The organism is Kitasatospora sp. Ki12 (assembly GCF_054601375.1).
On sequence record NZ_BAAIHT010000003.1, the window covers coordinates 569,097 to 588,575 of the forward strand.

A 19,479-nucleotide genomic window follows, 5' to 3' on the forward strand; every position below is an offset into this window, starting at 1 on the left:
CGGTCCGTCATCCCGCTGCGGCCGGGACCGCGGCGGGCTCGTGCGGGCTGAAGGTGCGCCGGTAGGCCGCCGGGGAGACCCCGAAGGCCGTCCTCATGTGCGCGCGCAGCGAGTTCGCGGAGCCGAAACCGGCCCGGTGGGCGACCAGGTCGATCGACAGGTCCGTGGTCTCCAGCAACTGCTTGGCCAGTTCGAGGCGTTGCGCGGTGAGCCACTGCACCGGGGTCATCCCCGCCTCGTCCCGGAAGCGCCGGGTGAACGAGCGCAGGCTCATCCGGGCGTGCTCGGCGAGCCGGGTGAGCGGCAGCTCCTCGCCGAGGTGCTCCAGGGCCCAGGCGCGGGTGGCCGTGGTGCTGGCGACCGTCGGCTCGGGGACCGGACGGTCGATGTACTGGGCCTGCCCGCCGTCCCGCCAGGGCGGCACGACGCACATCCGGGCGGTCCGGTTGGCGACCGCCGCGCCGTGGTCCCGGCGGATCACGTGCAGGCAGAGGTCGACGCCGGCGGCCACCCCGGCGGAGGTCAGCACGTCGCCGTCGTCGACGAACAGGACCTCCTCGTCGAGCTTGACCGCGGGGTAGGCCCGGCGGAACTCCGGGGCCAGGTTCCAGTGCGTGGTGGCCGGCCGGCCGTCGAGCAGCCCGGCCGCGGCGAGCACGTAGGAGCCGGAGCAGATGGACACCAGCCGGGTGCCGGGCCGGATGCCGGCGATGGCCGCCTCGACCTCGGCGGGCAGCGGCCCGCCCTCGGCCAGCTCGGGCATGGCGTGCGTGGGCGGGACGATCACGGTGTCCGCCGTGGCCAGCGCCTCGGGACCGGCCGCCGGCTGCACGGTGAAGCCGGCGTCGCTGAGGACGGGGGCGCCGTCGGCGGTGCAGACCACCACCTCGTAGAGCGGGCGGCCCCCGGCGTCCAGCGCACTGCCGAAGACCCGGGAGGGGATGCCGAGCTCGAAGGGCGGCACACCGGGCAGTGCGAGCACCGCGATCCGGTGGCGCCGGGGGTGCGCCCCGTCCGTCCGCCCCGTCCACGGCGACCGCCCGGTCCGCTTCGCCTGCTTCGTCCCTGCCGCTCCCATGGCCAGATCCTGTCACATAGTGGCCGGACGGCCAACACCGCGAAGGGCCGGGGTCCCGGATCGTTGACCACGTCGCCGAGCCGCCCGGGCCACCCCGGGCGGCGCACGGAACGCGACGAAGAACCGCGAAGAACGACGAAGAACGAGGCAGGACAGCATGCGAGCAGTGGTCGTGGAGCAGTGGGGCGGGCCGGAGAACCTGGTCGAGCGCGAGGTCGAGCGCCCCGAGCCGGGGCTCAACGAGGTCCTGGTGCGGGTGCACGCGGCCGGTGTGAACCCGGTCGACTGGAAGACCCGGGCCGGCGGCGCCCTCATCGAGTGGGGCGACGTACCGGCGGTCGGCTGGGACGTCTCCGGCACGGTCGAGGCCGTCGGACCCGGCGTCGGCCTGTTCCGCCCCGGCGACGAGGTCTTCGGGATGCCGCTGTTCCCGCGCCAGGCGGGCGGCTACGCCGAGTACGTGGTGGCACCGGCCCGCCACCTCGCCCGCAAGCCCGCCGGCCTGACCCACGTCGAGGCCGCGGCACTGCCCCTGGCCGCGCTCACCGCCTGGCAGGCCCTGGTCGACACGGCGGACCTGCGCCCCGGCGAGCGCGTCCTGGTGCACGCGGCCGCCGGCGGCGTCGGCCACCTCGCGGTGCAGATCGCCAAGGCCCGCGGCGCGTACGTCATCGGCACCGCCAGCGCCGGCAAGCACGACCTGCTGCGCGAACTCGGCGCCGACGAGGTGATCGACTACCGGAGCGTCCGGTTCGAGGACGCCGTCGCCGACGTCGACGTGGTCCTGGACGGCCTCGGCGGCGAGACGGCCGAACGCTCCCTGCGGGTCCTCCGGCCCGGCGGCCACCTGATCACCCTGCCCGGACCGGACGACGTCCCCGCCGCCCCCGCCGGGGTGCGCGCCCTCTGGGTCCTGGTCGAGCCGGACCACCTCGGCCTGCGCGAGATCGCCGCCCTGGCCGACCGCGGCGCCCTGCGGCCCGTCGTGGAGACGGTCCTGCCCCTGTCCCAGGCCGCCAGGGCCCATGAGCTCGGCGAGCGGGGCCGCACCACCGGCAAGATCGTTCTCGCGGTCGCCTGACCGCTCCGCTCGCCATCGAACGCACGGGCCGTCTGGGCACGTGCGTTCCCTTCCCGGGGGCGGGTGTTCACCGGGGACGGGGGTTTGCGGCGCAGCACGCGGCGGCGGTGGCGCCCGCGGCCGGATCATCTGGGGATGGACCATGTCGCGGGTCCGCACCCGCCGCCGTTCCCGCCGCTCCCGTTCCCGTTGATCCCGGTACTGCCGATCCCGGTACTGCCGATCCCGGTCCCGCTGCCGCCCCGGCCGCCGCACGTCCATCCGCCGGCGCCGCCGCCCCGGCCGCAACCGCCGCCGACCGACTGCGCCTCCACCTCTCCGGCTCCCCCGTCCCCGTCTCCCGTCCACCCCTCGCCCTCGCACTCCGCACCGCCGCATCGGGAGCCGACCGCGACGGCCCCCGCGCCACCTCCGACACCGAGCCCGACGTCGGCCCACGAGGGGGCGCGGCCGACCGTCTCCCGCCCGGCCGCAGCGCCCACCACGGCGAGCCCCGCCCCGGAGGCCGCCCGCCCCGCCGAACCGGCTCCCACACCGACGGCCAGTGCGACCACCACGGCCACCACGACGACCTCGGCCGTCGCCGCGCCGCCGCCCGACGGACCCGGCGGGCCCACCGTGCCGGCCATCGCGCCCTCCGTCTGGGCCACCGTCGTCGTCCTCACCGTCCTGCTGCCGGCCGCGCTCGCCGCGGTCGTCGGCCACCACCGCGCGCCCCTCAGGAGCCGCCGTTGAACCCCGGACCGCTGATCGCCGCCGTCGCCGCCGCCCTCCTGGCCACCGGGGCCCTCGCCGTCGCCCACCGGCTGCGCCCGCACTCCCCCGAGGACGAGCCCCCACCCGAACCGCACGCCACCCTCGCCAGCATCGGTTCCGGGCTCCTCTCCGGCTTCACCCTGCTCACCGGCTTCCTGATCGCCACCGGCTGGGCCGCCCGCAGCACCGGCATCACCCCACCGGGCGGCCTGTACGCCGCCGACCTCGCGGCGGGCGGAGCCGTCCTGCTCTACCCGGCCCTGGCCGGACTGCCGTTCACCCCCCGGTACGTGACGGCGGTCTGCCTCTTCGGCCTGCTGGTCGGCTACACGATGGCGCTGGCCCTCCAACTCCGCCCCTGACCTGGCCGCACGGCCGACCGGGCCGTCCGCAGGCCGTTGGCGTTCGGCACGAAGATCGGGAAGACTCACGCCCATGGTCTCGGTATTGCAGAACGTGGCGATCGACTGTACGGACGCCTATGAGCTGGCCCTGTTCTGGAGCAAGGTGACCGGTCGTCCGCTGCACCCGGAGGACCGGCCCGGCTCCCGGGCGACGGAGGTGCAGCTGACGGAGGGCCCGGTTCTGTACTTCAACCAGGTGCCGGAGGGCAAGACGGTCAAGAACCGGATCCACCTCTGCCTGCGCCCCGAGGACTCCCGCGACCAGGAGGTCGACCGGCTGCTCGCCCTGGGCGCCACCCTGCTCAACGACCTGCGGAATCCCGACGGTTCGGGCTGGGCGGTCCTCGCCGACCCCGAGGGCAACGAGTTCTGCGTCCTGCGCAGCGAGTCCGAGCGGGCCGCCACGCCGTCCTGACGCGGGGACGGCGGGCGGCCGGGGTGGCCGAGGTGACCCGGCCGGTCAGGGCTTGGCGGGCGGCGGGTCCTGGACGCGTCCCTGGAGCGCCTTGGACAGGTCCGCGACGCAGGCCGCGAGCTGCCCGGTCGTCAGCTGCCCCGGGTCGCCGCCGCACCCGCCCGCCGGCGCGGTCGGTGTGGCGGGCGCAGGTGTGGCCGGCGCAGGTGTCGCGGGGGCGGGCTGTCCGCCGCCCGGCGCCGTGATGTCCCCGTTCAGCGACACCAGGTTGGGCGTCACCGTGGCGTCGCCCGACAGGTCGATGTAGTCCTGGGTCTGCCCGTTGAAGTCGACGAAGCCGCGCCACATGTCCCGGCCGAACGGGACGATCTCCTGCAGCGCGCCGCCCGGCCCGGCGCTGATGGTGATCGCGGTCCGCTGCGCCATGTACGACACCATCCGGCTGGCCAGCACGTCCAGGTTCACCGACGGGCTGTCGTCGCCGCGCACGTACACGTGCAGGTCGTTGAGGCCGCCGCCGGTCCGGTCGGCCTGGAGGACGGCGAACGCCACCACCAGTTGCGAGGAGCTCTCCCGCGGCACCAGCGGCGTCACGTAGTACAGGTGGCCGTCCTCCTTGGAGCGCAGCAGGAACTCGCCCGGGTTGCCCGCGTTGGTGGCCGCCGAGGTGTGGGAGTAGCCGAAGCCGCGGTCGTCCTTGGCGCCGCGGCCGCCGAGCCACTGGACCTCGTGGATCTGCGCCCGGACCACCGAGGCCGGGTACACCGCGCCGGGCAGTGCGCCCGGTTCCACCTCCGCCCGGTAGGTGGTGTCCGGGCGTCCGTCCGGCGAGCCGCGCAGGACCAGGACCCCGGCCGGCTCCAGGACGGTGCGCTGGCGCCAGCCGGTCTGCTGGGCCACCGAGATCACCACCACCGGCCGGGCGGTGCGGGGGTCGGCGCCGTCGCAGTAGCCCCAGATGTCCTGGTCGCTGTAGACGAGGTCGGGGAACCGTTCGGAGAGCAGGTTGCGCAGGCTGACGGCCCCGGATCCGGAGAAGGCCCGGCCGAACGCGTGGTCGCCGCGGAACGCGCAGGTGGCCACGGAGTTCGAGCGGCCGTCCCAGACCGCGACGCCCTCCATCGGCTGCTCGCCGGAGCCGTCCAGGACGGCCGTCCACACCCCGCCGCCCTGCGAGGCGTCGGGCAGGTAGTGCAGGCTGTGCCCCATCAGGTGGACCCCGGAGGTGAGGCCCGCGCTGTCGGTGAGCGCCTTGGTGGCCGCCGCGTAGGAGGCGGTGCGGGCCTCGAAGTCGAAGTCCGGCATCGGTTCGGTCTTGACGCAGGCCGGTACGTCCGCGGTGCCCACCAGGTCGCAGCGGCGGCCGTCGCCGGCACGGGTGTGCTCGGTCACGGGCAGCACCGAACGCGGTGTGCCCGCCCCGCCGGCGGGGATGTCGAGCACGGTCGCCGCCGCGTAGTAGCGGCCCGCGTCCTTGTCGTCGTCCCACAGCCCGGTGCCGACCCGCACCAGCGAGCCGACCACGGCCAGCACCGTCAGCGTCAGCGTCAGGCGCACCCGCCACCCGCCGAACCCCGCGCCGGACTCCTGCGCCACGTACCCGAACGCGCCGACCGTGCCGCACAGCCCGACCGCGACCCAGACCCAGAACAGCGGCGTCGCGTCGAGCACGGAGCCGTGCGGGAACAACTCCTGCTGGAGCAGCAGCACATAGCTCTGGTCCTGCTGCCCGAACCCGCCGAACACCAGGTGCTTGACCAGCCACACCAGCACCGCGACCAGCGGCATCCACAGCCACCAGACGGCCAGCGCCACCGCCCCGCGCCGCAGCGCACCCCGACGGACCGCACGATCGGCCACACGCCCCCCTCTCCGGACCCCGCCCGCTCCCCCGCCCCCGGGCCGCTCGCCCGACGCGAACCTCCGATGCTACGCGCCGCACGGCCGCGCCCACCGGGAAACCGAACCGACAACTCCGGCTTCTCCGAAGGTTCTTGCGCCGCGAGGAGCCGTCCCGCTCCCCTCCTCCGCGCGGAACCGGGCGGAGCCCATCCGGAATCCTTCGGCAAGAATCCACCCTTTGTCCCGACGACGATCGCGGCGGCCACGGGTCACACCGAGGGGTCCAACCACGTCTCGACCGACGCCCATACCTGCCCCAGATTCCCGGTGTGAAGCATCTCCAGGTGCGTACACGCGAGTCGGGTCTCGGTGATCTCACCCGAGACGTACGGCGTCCATCGCTGGACGGTCTCTGTCTCCGGCGGACGCCCCTCCATTGCGGCCACCAACAGTGCGTCGCCGTCGAAACGTCCGGGCCGGTGCTCGTCCTGCAACCTGGCGTTGTTCCGGAACACGCGGACGAGCAGGCCGAGCTCATCCTCCGAGATGGCACCGAGGACGCGTCCGGACTCCCGGCGAATGCGCTCGGTCAGGCGTGTGAGGCCTTCATCCCGTCCGTCGCCCTCCGCCGTCTGGAACGAGACAGCCTCGGGGCTCTCCTCGGTTTCCTCCCCGCCATCGTCGGCGGCGTGGGCCGCAGGGTACGCGTCCAGTATGACCAGGGCACCGACCTTTTCGCCGGCTTCCTGCAGTTGCACGGCGATCTCCTGAACGACAACGCCACCGAACGACCAGCCGAGCAGGTGATACGGGCCCGACGGCTGGACAGCGCGGATCTGCTGCAGGTAGTCCGCCGCCATCTCGGAGACGGAGCCCGCGAGTTCACCCGTCCCGTCGATGCCGCGAGCCTGAAGACCGTACAGCGGGACGTCCTTGGGCACGTGACGCGCCAGCGGCATGTACGGCCAACTCAGCCCACCACCCGGGTGTGCGCAGAAGAACGGCGGCCTATCACCTGTCGTCCGGATCGGCAGCACGACGCCGAGCGCGTCGTCGACCGAGGAGAGACTCATCCGCTCCATCAGCCCGCGGACCGTCGGTGCCGCGAGTACGCTCCGCACCGACACCGACACTCCTCGGGCCCTCAGGCGCTCCACCAGCGAGAGCGCGAGCAGCGAGTGCCCGCCCAGCCGGAAGAAGTCGTCGTCGACGCCCACACTCTCCAGTGAGAGCACCTCGGCGAAGGTCTCGCACATGAGGCTCTGGAGCGCGGTGGCGGACTCCCCCTCGACTGCCTCGCTCGCCCCAGTGGTGTGACCGGGCAGCGGAAGGGCCGCGCGGTCCAGCTTGCCGTTGACGGTGATCGGCAGTCCCTCGGGCAGCACCACCAGCGCCGATGGCATCAGGTACCGGGGCAGCCGTTCCTCCACGAACAGCCGAACGGAGTCGGACAGCTCACCTGGTTCCGCCTCACGATCGGCCGGCACCACATAGGCCACGAGACGCTTCTCGCCCGGCTGGTCCTCACGAACCACCACCGCCGTCTCCCGCACAGCCGGGTGGGCCGCGAGCACCGTCCGTACTTCGCCCGGCTCGATCCGGAACCCGCGGATCTTCACCTGGTCGTCCGCACGGCCCGCGAACACCAACTGTCCATCCGTCGTCCAGCGGGCCCGGTCACCGGTGCGGTACATCCGCTCGCCCGGCCCATCGAACGGGCAGGCCACGAACCGCTCGGCGGTCAGCCCCGCCCGCCCGACGTAGCCGCGCGCCAAGCCGGCGCCGGACACGTACAGCTCACCCACTACTCCTTCGGGCACCGGTCGCAGGCGTTCGTCCAGAACGTATACCCGGGTGTTCAGCACCGGCGCGCCAATCGCCACCTCCGTGGCCTCGGGCCGCCAGCGCCAGAGCGTCGCGTCGACCGTGGTCTCGGTCGGCCCGTAGGAGTTGAACATCGGACGGTCCTGCGCCCAGCGCGCCATCAGGTTCGGCGGGCAGGCCTCGCCCGCCACGATCAGTACCGTCCCGGGGGCGATCGATCCCTCGGGGAGAGTGGCCAGCACCGCGGGCGGCAGCGTCGCGTGGGTGACGTCCTGCTCGGCCAGGATGCCGGTGAGGTCCGTGCCGAACCTCCGCTCGGCCGGAACCACCACGAGCGCCGCCCCGAGCAGCAGGGCCATGCACCACTCCCAGCCGAAGGTGTCGAAGCTCGCCGAGGCGAACTGCGCCACCCGGTCCCCGGGCCCGACCCCCAGCCAGCGCGCGTGCCCCTCGATCAGGCTGGCGACGCCCGCGTGCGAGACGGCGACACCCTTCGGCCGACCGGTCGAACCCGAGGTGTAGATCACGTACGCGGGGTGCTGCAGCCTCAGCGGCGCCAGTCGGTCGGCGTCGGACAGTGCGGCCGGACTCAGCGCGGCGAGGTCCGCCACCATCGCCGGATCGTCGAGCAGGACGACGCGGACGACATCCGACTGCGGCGGCAGGCCGACCGCCGTCGCCGAGGACGCCAGCACCGTCACCGCACCCGAGTCCGCCAGCATGTAGGCGATCCGCTCCGCCGGGTACTCCGGGTCGAGCGGGAGATACGCCCCACCAGCCTTGACCACCGCGAGCAACGCGACCATCAGGTCGGCTCCACGCTCCAGGGAGACGGCGACCAGCGACTCCGGCCCGACACCACGACTCACCAGCCACCGGGCCAGCCGATTCGCCCGTGCGTCCAACTCCCCGTAGCTGAGCTCGACGTCCTCGCACACGACCGCGGGTGCCCCGGGTTCGCGGGCGACGTGCGCCGCGAACAGCTCCGGCATGGTCGTCTGCGGAACGACGGACGCCGTGTCGTTCCACTCGGCGAGCAGCCGATGAGAGATCGCACCGTCGAGAACGTCCACCTCATTCAGCGGACGGTCCACACCGTCCTCCACAGCAGCCTCCAGCGCCGGAACCAGACCCTCGATCGCGGCACCCAGCAAACGGCCCACGCCCTGGGCGTCGATCGGCGCCACCGCGTCCACGGTCAAGCCGAAGCCGCCGCCGACACCGTCACCGACATCCTCGATCGACACGGAGAGCGGGTAGTTGGTCCGCTCCCGGGTGAAGACCGTCCGGATCTCGCCGGACGGACGCTCGGCATCAGCGATGGGAGAAGGTCCGGCCGCATTGTGGCGGTAGTTGAAGATGGAGGTGAACAGCGGGGCCGTCCCGGACAGGCCACTGGCCTGCTGCGCCACGGCCAGCGGCGCGTGCTCGTGGACCAGCAGCTCGGCCAGCTGACGGCGCACACCGCCCAGCGACTCCAGTACGCCGGTGCCGTCCACCTTCACCCGCACCGGCAGCGTGTTGATGAACAGACCGGCAACCCGGTCCGCGCCGGCGCCGGCGTTCATCCGGCCGAACAGCACCGTGCCGAACACCACATCGTCACGCCCGGAGAGCGTGGCCAGCACGCGGGCCCACGCCAGGTGCATCACCGTCGCCGGGCTCACCCCGACCGCACGAGCCACGAGCCGCAACCGGGCAGAGAGGTCGTCCGTCAGCCAGACCGACTCACGGACCACCCCGACGCCGTCGCCGTACACATCCACCATGCCGTACGGGGCCGTGGTCTCCTCCACATCACCCAGCAGCTCACGGAAGTACCGCTCGTGCTCCTCCCGCGGCACGCCGAGGCGGGCCTGGGCAACGAAGTCCCGGAACGGCAGCGGCTCCGGCAGCTCGTCACCACGCCCGGCCAGGAACGCCCGCACCTCACCCAGCACCACGTCCATGCCGGTGTGGTCCATCACGAGGTGGTGCATCCGCACCAGCGCCAGCCAACCGGCACCGTCCGGCTCGGCGGCGACGTGGAGGTCAAGCAGCGGGGCCCGTCCCAGGTCCATCAACGAGCCCACCACCGCCAGCAGTTGCTCCACCGGATCCGCGCCGGACGCCTCAAGCGCCACCTCGGTCACCGGCAGCACCGCACGCCGCCACACCACCTGCACCGGCTCCGGCAGCTCTTCCCACACGATGGCGGTGCGGTAGATGTCGTGCCGGTCCACCACCCGCTGCAACGCACCCAGGAACGCGTCCAGCGTCGCGCGCGAGTCGAACCGCATCACCCGCGGCGCCACGTACGCGTCGTCACCACCCTCCGCCATCACATGGTGGAACAGCAGACCCTCCTGCAACGGCGCCAGCGGGTAGACGTCCGCGATGTTCGCGGCGCCGCCGTCCACCGCCGCGACGATCCGCCCGATCGCGGCCTCGTCGAGATCCACCAGCGGCAGCATCTCCGGCGTGATGCGCTCGGCGCCCTCAGGAATCAGGTTCGCCGGCACCACCACAGACTCCGCACCCGCCACCGCCGCCAGCCCGGCCGGCGTCGGCGACTGGAACAACGCCCGCACCGACACCGCCACACCACGCGACCGCAACCACTCCACCAGACGGACCGCGAGCAGCGAATGCCCACCGAGAGTGAAGAAGTCGTCATCCACACCGACACCTTCGAGACCGAGGACCTCGGCGAAGCCCACGCACAGAAGCTCCTCCCTGACACTCGACGGCCCGCGACCACCGACGCCCACCCCGTAGTCCGGAACCGGCAGGGCCTTGCGGTCGAGCTTGCCGTTCACCGTCAACGGGATCACGCCGAGAGCGACGACGGCGGTGGGCACCATGTACTCGGGCAGCCGGGACGCCACGAACTCACGCACACCGTCGTGCAGTTCGTCGCCTTCGGCGGGAACGACGTAGGCGACCAGGCGCTTGTCACCCGGCACGTCCTCCCGCGCCACCACCACCGCCTGCGCCACCCCCGGGCACCGCGCGACAACGGCCTGGACCTCACCCAGCTCGATCCGGAAACCCCGGACCTTCACCTGCTCATCCGCCCGACCCGCGAACTCCAACACCCCGTCCGCGGCCCACCGCACCCGATCCCCCGTCCGATACATCCGCTCACCCGAAACACCGAACGGACACGCCACGAACCGCTCCCCGGTCAGACCCGGACGACCCACATACCCACGCGCCAACTGCACGCCCGCCACATACAGCTCACCCACCACACCCACCGGCACCGGCATCAACCGGTCATCCAGCACGAACACCGGGTGTTCGCCACCGGCGACCCGAACGGCACCACACCCCCACGCCCCGGATCCACCACACCCCGCGCCACCATCACCGTCGCCTCGGTCGGCCCATAGGTGTTCACCAACCGACGACCCGCCGACCACACCCCCGCCGCCGGACACCGATCGCCTCCGCCCCCACCACCAACGTCTCCACCGACGCCAGATCCCGCGGCGACAACACCCCCAACAGCGACGGCACCACACTCGCCACCCGCACGTCCTCACCCGCCACCAACGCCCTCAACAACGCCGGCTCCGCACGCTCGGCCGCACCCGCCACCACCAGACGCCCACCCGAACACAACGCCACCACCACATCCAGCACCGACGCATCGAAACTGAACGAAGCGAACTGCAACACCCCCACCCCCGGCCCCGCCCCGAACACCGGAACAAACACCGACACCGCATTCACCAACGACCCATGCGACACCACCACACCCTTCGGACGCCCCGTCGAACCCGACGTGAAAATCACATACGCCGCATTCGACCCCGACACCCGAACCCGGGACCCGACCCCGGCAACCCCTCCAACTCCGCACACGTAACGGCATCATCAAGCACCACCAACGGCACACCATCACCAACCAGCGACGCCGTCTCCCCGACCGTCAGCACACACACCGCACCCGCATCCGCCAACGTGACCGCGACCCGCTCCGCCGGATACCCCGGATCCACCGGCACATACGCCCCACCGGCCTTCCACACCCCCACAATCCCGACAACCATCTCCACACCACGCGGCAGACACAACCCCACCACCGACTCCGGCCCCACACCCCGACCGACCAACAACCACGCCAACCGACTCGCCCGCGCATCCAACTCCGCAAACGACAGCCCGACGCCCTCGAACACCACAGCAGTCGCATCCGGCGTCCGCTCCACCTGCGCCGCGAACAACTCCAACACCGTGCCGGCAGACACCTCCACCGCCGTGTCGTTCCACGCCGTCAGAACACGACGACGCTCAACGGCGCCCAGCACGTCCACCGCACTCAACCGCACCGACGGATCCGCCGCCACAGCCCCCAGCACCCGCACCAACCGACCCGCGATCCGCTCCACCGACACCCGGTCGAACAGATCCGCCGCACCGATCACCACCACACCCAGACCAGCCGGACGCCCCTCCGCATCGAACACCTCCCCCAAACTCACATCCAGATCAAACTTCGCCACCACCTCAGGTGCAAGGACGTGCCGGCGGCGCCGCTGCACGTCGGAGAGGGCGAGCCCGCGCGTGGCGTTGGTCCAGTGAGCATGACCTGGAAGAGCGGGTGCCGGGCCGGCGACCGCTCCGGGGCGAGCTCCTCTACGAGGCGCTCGAACGGCACGTCCTGGTGCCCGAAGCCGCCAATGTGGTGTCCCGACCGCTCCAGCACGGAAGGTCGGGTCGCCGGACAGGTCGGTGCGCTGGACCAGGGTGTTGACGAAGAAGCCGACCAGATCGTCCAGAGCGATCGCGGTCCGGCCCGCAGTGGTCGCGCCGATCGGGATGTCGGTGCCGGCACCCAGCCTGGAGAGCAGAACGGCCAGCGCAGCCGTCGCCACCATGAACAACGTCGCGCCCTGCTCCCTGCCCAGCCGGACCAAGCCCGCATGGACCTCCCCCGGGACGGAAAGCTCCACCGAGTACCCACGGTAACCGGCAACCGCCGGACGCACCCGATCGACCGGAAGATCCAGCTCCTCCGGCGCACCGGAACACACACCCCGCCAGTAAGCGAGTTGCCGAGACATCACGCTCTGCGGGTCCTCGTCCGAGCCGAGGACCTCACGCTGCCACAGCGCGTAGTCCGCATACTGAACCGGCAGCGGCTCCCACTCCGGCGCCCGACCCTGACGCCGGGCCGTGTACGCCGCCGTCAGGTCTCGCGCCAGTGGAGCGGTCGACCAACCGTCCGCGGCGATGTGGTGCATCACCACGACCAGCGTGTGCTGGTCCGAGTCGGTGGTGAACATCCAAGCCCGAATAGGGACTTCGGAGGACAGGTCGAAAACGTGGCGCTTCGCTTCGGCCACTGCATCCGGGAGCTCCGCCGCGGCGACCCGCGTCGCCCGGAACACGAAGCCGGCCCTCTCCACCGGCAGAACACGCTGGTACGGCTCGCCGCCGTCGGCGACCGGATACACCGTCCGCAGCACCTCGTGCCGACCGATCACGTCGAGCAGCGCCGCGCCCAGCGCGTCGGTGTCGAGTTCACCGGAGAGCGGCAGCACAAGCGGGATGTTGTACGTCGAGCTCGGGCCCTCCAGTTGGCCCAGGAACCACAACCGACGCTGCGCAAACGACAACGGCACCATCAGGACTCCTCCTGTCGACGCATCGGCCGCAACGCCGGCCTAGCTGTTTCCTTGCTTCCGGACCCGAGGTCCGCGATCTCCAGGGCCAGTCGGGCCGCGGTCGGGGCCTGGAACACCGTCTTCACCGGTACCTCGACGCCGAGCTGTGCGCGCAACAGGCTGGTGAGCCTGACCGCAAGCAGGGAGTGGCCACCGAGGGCGAAGAAGTCGTCCTCCACGCCGACCGTCTCCAGGTTCAGTACCTCCGCGAACGCCGCACAGAGCGCCCGCTCATGCTCGTTGGCAGGTTCCCGTCCGACGCCGACCGAGACCCCGTAGTCGGGGGCGGGCAGGGCCTTGCGGTCGAGCTTGCCGTTGACCGTCAACGGGATCACGTCCAACGTGACCACAGCCGCGGGAACCATGTACTCCGGCAGCCGCAGCGCAACGAACTCCCGCACAGCATCCGACAGTTCACCCTCGGCCTCCGGGACGACGTAGGCGACCAGGCGCCTGTCGCCCGGCACGTCCTCCCGCACCACGACCGCGGCCTGAGCCACACCCGGATGATCCTGGACAACGGCCCGGACCTCGCCCGGCTCGATCCGGAAACCCCGGACCTTCACCTGCTCGTCCGCCCGACCCGCGAACTCCAGCCGACCGTCATGCGTCCACCGCACCCGGTCACCCGTCCGATACATCCGCTCACCAGGAACACCGAACGGACACGCCACGAACCGCTCCCCGGTCAGAGCGGCCCGACCGATGTAGCCACGCGCCACCCCGGGCCCGGCCACATACAGCTCACCCGCGACACCCGCCGGCACCGGACGCAACGTATCGTCCAGCACCCACACCCGGGCGTTCACGATCGGCCCGCCGATCGACGGCACCTCACCCGCCGACAGCGGCGCACTCATCGTCGCGCACACCGTCGTCTCCGTCGGCCCGTACGCGTTGACCAGCCGCCGCCCCGGCGCCCACCGCTCCACCAGCTCCGCACCCAGCGCCTCACCCGCCGACACCACCGTCGACAACGACGGCACGCTCACCGGATCCAGCACCCCCAGCACCGCCGGCGGCAACGTCGCAACCGTCACACCATGACGCGCCACCACTCCACCAACGACGGCCCCGGCAACAACTCCCCCGCCCCCGCCACCACCAACCGAGCACCCGAACACAGCGCCATCACGAGTTCCAGCTCGCCGCGTCGAAACCCGGCGAGGCGAACTGCAGCACCCGGCTGCGCTCGTCGACGCCGAGGTGGCGGGCCTGCGCCGCCACGAGGGCGGCGATACCGGCGTGGGTGACGGCCACGCCCTTCGGACGGCCGGTCGAACCGGAGGTGTAGATCACGTACGCGAGGTGCGCGGGCAACGGACCCGACACCACCGGACCGTCCTCCAGCACCGCCAACCGCGCCCCGGTCGACCGCTCGTCGAGCACCACCACCGGCACACCGATCAGCACCGGGACGAAGTCCTCGCACGCCTCCGACGTCAGCACACACGTCGCCCGCGAGTCCCGCAGCATGAACGAGATCCGCTCCGCCGGATACTGCGGATCCACCGGCAGATACGCCCCACCGGCCTTCACCACCGCCAACAGCGCCACCACCAGGTCGACACCACGCTCAAGACAGACCGCGACCACCGACTCCGGACCCACACCCTGCGCCACCAACAGCCGCGCCAACCGGTTCGCCCGCGCATCCAACTCCGCATACGACAGCTCGACGCCCTCGCCCGCCACCGCCACCGCCCCCGGCGCCCGCGCCACCCGCGCAGCGAACAACTCCGGCACCGTCGCGACCGGCACCTCCACCGCCGTGTCAATCCACTCGCCGAGAATCCGCCCCCGCTCCTCGGCCTCCAGCACATCCACCGCACTCAACCGCACCGACGGCTCCGCCACCAACGAGGCGACCAACCGCACCCAACGGGCAGCGATCCGCTCCACCGACACCCGATCGAACAGATCCGCCGCACCGATAACGACGCCGTGGATACCGGCCGGAATCCCCGTCGCGCCTGGTCCTCGCCGACGTGAACATCAGTCGGCGTCGCCCGGGAGTTGCCCGCGGTCTGCACCACGGAGTCCACGCCGGGCATCGCAGCTCGCGCGGTGGTTCTGCAGGGTGAGTCGACCTGGAACAGCGGGTTCCGGGCGAGCGACCGGGACGGCGAGCTCCTCCACGAGGCGCTCGAACGGCACGTCCTGGTGCTCGAAGCCGCCAGGGACGCCTCACGGACCCGGCCCAGAACCTCCGCGAACGTCGGGTCGCCGGACAGGTCGTCGCACCACCAGGGTGTTGACGAAGAACCCGACCAGGTCGTCGAGTGCCTCATCGGTGCGGCCGGCGTTCGCCGGTGCCGATCGGGATGTCCGTCCCGGCACCGAGCTTGGCTCACGAGCACGGCCAGCGCCGCCTGGAGCGCCATGAACACGGTGACACCCTGCTCGCGCACCATCCGCTCCAGCCCGTGGTGCACCTCGGCCGGAACCGCCACCGGCACCGGGTGGCCGCGGTAGGTGGCGACTGCGGGCCGACCCGGTCGGCGGCAGCTCCAGCTCCTCGGGGGAGTCTGCCAACGCGACACGCCAGTAGGCGAGTTGCTGCGACAGCACGCTCTCCGGGTCGTCCTCGGAACCCAACAGCTCGCGCTGCCAGAGGGCATAGTCGGCATACTGCACGGCCAGCGGCGCCCACTCCGGCGCCCGGCCCTCGCACCGCGCCGCGTACGCCGCCGACAGGTCGCGGCCAGCGGGGCCATCGACCAGCCGTCGGTGGCGATGTGGTGCGCCACGACCACCAGCGTGTGCTCGCCCTCGCCGCTCGTGAACAGCCAGGCTTGAACGGGGATCTCACCGGCCAGGTCGAAGGCGTGTCCCGATGCCTCGGCTACCGCGGCGGGCAGGTCCCCGGCCGGCACCTCGACGGTCCGCAGGGCGAAGCCGCACTCCGCCACGGGCAGCACCCGCTGATAGGGCTCGCCGTCCTCGGCCACCGCGAACACCGTCCGCAGCACCTCGTGCCGGCCGACCACATCGAGCAGCGCCGCACCCAGCGCGTCGACGTCCAACTCGCCGCCGAGCCGGCGCACCATCGGGATGTTGTAGGTCGCGCTGGGGCCCTCCAACTGCCCCAGGAACCACAGCCGACGCTGGGCGAATGACAGCGACACCGGCTCCGGCCGCTCGCGGGCCGCCAGCGGGGCCCGGGCGGGGCCGGAGGTGGCAGCGACGACGGCCGCCAGAGCCGCGGGAGTCGGGGCATCGAAGAGCGTCCGCACCGGGATCGCGGCCCCCAGGACGGTGCGTACCCTGCTCGCCAGCCGGACGGCCAGCAGCGAGTGGCCGCCGAGGGCGAAGAAGTCGTCGTGCACTCCGACCGACTCCAGGCCCAGAATCTCGGCGAACGCGGCGCAGAGGATCTCCTCGCGGGCGTCGAGCGGGCCACGGGCGCCGGACCGGGCGCCGGTCGGGGCGTCCGGTGCCGGCAGGGCCCTGCGGTCGAGCTTGCCGTTCACCGTCAGCGGCAGTGCGTCCAGGACGACGGTCGCCGACGGGACCATGTACTCCGGCAGGGCCTCGCGCAGTGCGGCAAGGATGTCGTCGACCAGGTCGGCCTGCCCGAACCAGCGCGGCGCGCCGGGGGCCGGGGCCGGGGCCGCTGGGAGCGACGCGCCGGACGTAGCGGACGCCGCCGGCCGACCTTCGGTGATCCTGGCACCCGGGGCCGCCTCAGGGCGGATGGCGTAGAGGTTGTAGAGCTGGATGTCCCGCAGCAGCCGGTTGTCCTGTTCGGCCAGCACCTCGAAGCCGAGGGACGTCAGCAGGCCCTCGACCTCGGCCAAGCGCCCGTCGACGTCATGGAGCTCGACGACGAGCTGGCGGATCCGCGACCAGTGGCGCCGGTCGATGCCCTTCAGCACCTCGTACTCGGCGTTCTCCACATCGACCTTCAGCAGGTCGATGTGGTCGATCCCCTCCTCGTCGATGATCTCGGAGAGCGTCCGCAGCCTGCAGGTGAACTGCTCGCTGTCCATGCGGGCATCGACCAGCTCGTCCACCAGCTCGTCGCCGGTGACCACGCCGTTCTCGGTCAGCTCCTCCCGGTTGCGCAGGTAGGACCGGACCATCTCGTGAGCCTGGGTGGCGGTGGTCAGGCTGCTGGAGATGACGGTGTTGTGCCGGTAGAAGGTGAACGTCTCCTCCCCGGAGGCGGCGGCCAGACCGCAGTCGAAGACGGTGGCGTTGACGCCGTGCAGCTCCACGTTGCGCCGCAGGGAGTCGAACACCGGCGGGATCGGCTCGAAGGCATAGATCCGTGCGTCCGGGACCTGCACGCTCGCGAAGAGCGTGAACATCCCGATGTTGGCTCCGACGTCCACGATGCAGGCGTCCTGGGGCAGGGTGATGCCGTTCCGCAGGTATTCGAGGTTGGTGAAGATCTCCTCGAAGACGAAGTCGGTCTCACTCCTGTTCTGGTGGAAGACCGTCATGCCGTTGGGGAGCTGGTAGGTCCGTCCGAGCGCCTCGGGCTCGGTCCGCGCGATCCTGGCCAGCTCGCGGACGGAGTGCGCGTTCTGCGTCGAAGGGACGACGTAGGAGACCAGGCGGCGGTCGTGCTCACCGAAGTCCCGGACGACGACACAGGCGTCCTCGACGCCCGGGTGGGCGGTGAGCTGTGCCTCGATCTCGCCGAGTTCGATCCGGAACCCACGGACCTTCACCTGCTCGTCCGCACGCCCCAGATACTCCAACCGCCCACCCGGCAACCAACGACCCACATCACCCGTCCGGTACATCCGCTCCCCGGACCCGAACGGCGACGCCACGAAACGCCCCGCCGACAACCCCGGACGACCCACATACCCACGAGCCAACTGCCCACCCGACACATACAACTCACCCGCCACACCAACCGGCACCGGACACAACCACTCATCCAGCACGAACACACCAGCCCCGGAATCCCCCGACCGACCACACTCCCCGCCACACCCCGGCCACGGCCCCGGCGGCGAGCTCCTCGAACGTGACATGCACCGTCGTCTCGGTGATCCCGTACATGTTCACCAGACGCGGACCACCACCACCCCGACGCTCCCACCACCCCGACAGCCGGCCCGGCTCCAACGCCTCACCACCGAACACCACCACCCGCAACGACGAACCCCGCACACCACCACCCTCAGCCGCCACCAACTGGTAGAACGCCGACGGAGTCTGCGACAACACCGTCACACCCTCACGCTCCACCAACTCCCAGAACTCCTCCGGAGAACGCGACACCCCGAACGGCACCACCACCACCCGGCCACCGTGCAACAACGCACCCCACAACTCCCACACCGAGAAGTCGAACGCGACCGAATGGAACCAGCTCCACACATCCCCGGCACCGAACCCGAACAGACCCCGCGTCCCCGCGAACAGCCCCACCACATTCCCGTGCGAGACCGCCACACCTTCGGACGACCCGACGAACCCGACGTATAGATCACATACGCCGAATGACCAGGCAACACCGCCACCGACACCGGCCCGCCATCCAGAGCCGCAACCCCCGCCGACACCCCCGGATCATCCAGAACCACCACCGGAACACCCACCGGCACAACCGCCACGCACTCCAACGACGTCAACACACACACCGCACCCGAATCCGCCACCGTGAACGCGACCGCTCCACCGGATACTCCGGATCCACCGGCACATACGCCCCACCGGCCTTCACCACCGCCAGCAGCGCCACCACCAGATCCACACCACGCGACAGGCACACCCCCACCCGCGACTCCGGACCCACACCCACACCAGCCAGATAACGAGCCAACCGATTCGCCCGCGCATCCAACTCCGCATACGACAGCGCGACATCCCCGTCCACCACCGCAACCGCCCCCGGCACCCGCGCCACCTGCACCGCGAACAACTCCGGCAACGACACAGACGAAACACCAACCCCCGGAACATTCCACTCGACGAGCACCCGATCCCGCTCCACGGCATCCAGCACATCCACCGAGCGCAGCGCCACCTCACCACCATCACCGGCAGCCGCCTCCAACGCCGGCACCAGGTTCGCCACCACAGTGTTGACGAGAAGACCGACGGCGTGGGCGTCGATCGGTGCCACGCGTCCACGGTGATACGAAGCCGGTGCCGTCGTCCTCGACCGAGACCGCGAGCGGGTAGTTCGTCCGCTCGCATGAAGACGGTGCTGATACCGCCGTTGCTCTCGACCGGCGCCTCCTGGACAACCGACCCGGAGTGTTGTGGCGGTAGTTGAAGATGGAGGTGAACAGCGGGGCCGTCCGGACAGGCCACTGGCCTGCTGCGCCACGGCCAGCGGCGCGTGCTCGTGCACCAGCAGCTCGGCCAGCTGACGGCGCACACCGCCCAGCGACTCCAGCACCCCGGTGCCGTCCACCTTCACCCGCACCGGCAGCGTGTTGATGAACAGACCGGCAACC

Annotated in this window: 14 protein-coding genes; 4 read left to right on the forward strand and 10 right to left on the reverse strand. The window is 71.5% G+C overall.

All coding sequences use genetic code 11. The features are described 5' to 3' along the window. Positions 1 to 7: 7 nt before the first annotated feature. A complete protein-coding gene (locus ACYP53_RS33100) occupies positions 8 to 1,078 on the reverse strand; it encodes a GlxA family transcriptional regulator (protein ID WP_459650151.1) in 1,071 nt (356 codons plus the stop codon). 157 nt (positions 1,079 to 1,235) lie between these two features. Here ACYP53_RS33100 and ACYP53_RS33105 point away from each other — a divergent pair, with 157 nt between their 5' ends. The 4 genes from ACYP53_RS33105 to ACYP53_RS33120 all read left to right on the forward strand — a co-directional run bounded on the left by ACYP53_RS33105 (position 1,236) and on the right by ACYP53_RS33120 (position 3,734). Further along, on the forward strand, positions 1,236 to 2,159 hold the full coding sequence (locus ACYP53_RS33105) for an NADP-dependent oxidoreductase (protein ID WP_459650152.1): 924 nt from the start codon (positions 1,236 to 1,238) through the stop codon (positions 2,157 to 2,159). 135 nt (positions 2,160 to 2,294) lie between these two features. Further along, positions 2,295 to 2,894, forward strand: coding sequence for a hypothetical protein (locus tag ACYP53_RS33110; RefSeq protein ID WP_459650153.1), 600 nt, complete (start codon positions 2,295 to 2,297; stop codon positions 2,892 to 2,894). Continuing rightward, positions 2,891 to 3,277: a hypothetical protein gene (locus tag ACYP53_RS33115; RefSeq protein ID WP_189919562.1), complete on the forward strand. Its 387-nt coding sequence runs from the start codon at positions 2,891 to 2,893 to the stop codon at positions 3,275 to 3,277. Before ACYP53_RS33110 ends, ACYP53_RS33115 begins: the two co-directional genes overlap by 4 nt. A 73-nt stretch (positions 3,278 to 3,350) precedes the next feature. Next, positions 3,351 to 3,734 (forward strand): VOC family protein, encoded by a 384-nt coding sequence (locus tag ACYP53_RS33120; RefSeq protein WP_189919560.1) that lies wholly within the window; start codon positions 3,351 to 3,353, stop codon positions 3,732 to 3,734. 45 nt (positions 3,735 to 3,779) lie between these two features. Here the strand turns inward: ACYP53_RS33120 and ACYP53_RS33125 are convergent, their stop codons facing one another. The 9 genes from ACYP53_RS33125 to ACYP53_RS33165 all read right to left on the reverse strand — a co-directional run bounded on the left by ACYP53_RS33125 (position 3,780) and on the right by ACYP53_RS33165 (position 19,142). Beyond that, positions 3,780 to 5,594: a hypothetical protein gene (locus tag ACYP53_RS33125; RefSeq protein WP_459650154.1), complete on the reverse strand. Its 1,815-nt coding sequence runs from the start codon at positions 5,592 to 5,594 to the stop codon at positions 3,780 to 3,782. A 251-nt stretch (positions 5,595 to 5,845) separates the two neighbouring features. Beyond that, on the reverse strand, positions 5,846 to 10,675 hold the full coding sequence (locus tag ACYP53_RS33130) for an amino acid adenylation domain-containing protein (protein WP_459650155.1): 4,830 nt from the start codon (positions 10,673 to 10,675) through the stop codon (positions 5,846 to 5,848). Between the two features lie 103 nt (positions 10,676 to 10,778). Further along, entirely contained in the window at positions 10,779 to 11,180 is a 402-nt protein-coding gene (locus ACYP53_RS33135; RefSeq protein WP_459650156.1) for an AMP-binding protein, read from the reverse strand. Continuing rightward, entirely contained in the window at positions 11,177 to 13,015 is a 1,839-nt protein-coding gene (locus ACYP53_RS33140) for a condensation domain-containing protein (protein ID WP_459650157.1), read from the reverse strand. Before ACYP53_RS33140 ends, ACYP53_RS33135 begins: the two co-directional genes overlap by 4 nt. Next, complete coding sequence (locus ACYP53_RS33145) at positions 13,015 to 14,094, reverse strand: non-ribosomal peptide synthetase (protein WP_459650158.1); 1,080 nt, start codon at positions 14,092 to 14,094, stop codon at positions 13,015 to 13,017. Before ACYP53_RS33145 ends, ACYP53_RS33140 begins: the two co-directional genes overlap by 1 nt. A 91-nt stretch (positions 14,095 to 14,185) precedes the next feature. Further along, positions 14,186 to 14,881 (reverse strand): AMP-binding protein, encoded by a 696-nt coding sequence (locus ACYP53_RS33150; protein WP_459650159.1) that lies wholly within the window; start codon positions 14,879 to 14,881, stop codon positions 14,186 to 14,188. A 5-nt stretch (positions 14,882 to 14,886) separates the two neighbouring features. Then, positions 14,887 to 17,733, reverse strand: coding sequence for an FkbM family methyltransferase (locus tag ACYP53_RS33155; RefSeq protein ID WP_459650160.1), 2,847 nt, complete (start codon positions 17,731 to 17,733; stop codon positions 14,887 to 14,889). 211 nt (positions 17,734 to 17,944) lie between these two features. After that, positions 17,945 to 18,448 (reverse strand): AMP-binding protein, encoded by a 504-nt coding sequence (locus ACYP53_RS33160; protein WP_459650161.1) that lies wholly within the window; start codon positions 18,446 to 18,448, stop codon positions 17,945 to 17,947. Between the two features lie 196 nt (positions 18,449 to 18,644). Further along, positions 18,645 to 19,142, reverse strand: a complete 498-nt coding sequence (locus tag ACYP53_RS33165) for an AMP-binding protein (RefSeq protein ID WP_459650162.1) — start codon at positions 19,140 to 19,142, stop codon at positions 18,645 to 18,647. Positions 19,143 to 19,479 lie beyond the last annotated feature (337 nt).

Bases quoted from the DNA above. Each gene is read 5' to 3' on its own strand.
- ACYP53_RS33100 (WP_459650151.1), bottom strand. From the start codon at position 1,078: ATGGGAGCGGCAGGGACGAAGCAGGCGAAGCGGACCGGGCGGTCGCCG.
- ACYP53_RS33105 (WP_459650152.1), top strand. From the start codon at position 1,236: ATGCGAGCAGTGGTCGTGGAGCAGTGGGGCGGGCCGGAGAACCTGGTC.
- ACYP53_RS33110 (WP_459650153.1), top strand. From the start codon at position 2,295: ATGGACCATGTCGCGGGTCCGCACCCGCCGCCGTTCCCGCCGCTCCCG.
- ACYP53_RS33120 (WP_189919560.1), top strand. From the start codon at position 3,351: ATGGTCTCGGTATTGCAGAACGTGGCGATCGACTGTACGGACGCCTAT.
- ACYP53_RS33140 (WP_459650157.1), bottom strand. From the start codon at position 13,015: ATGGTGCCGTTGTCGTTTGCGCAGCGTCGGTTGTGGTTCCTGGGCCAA.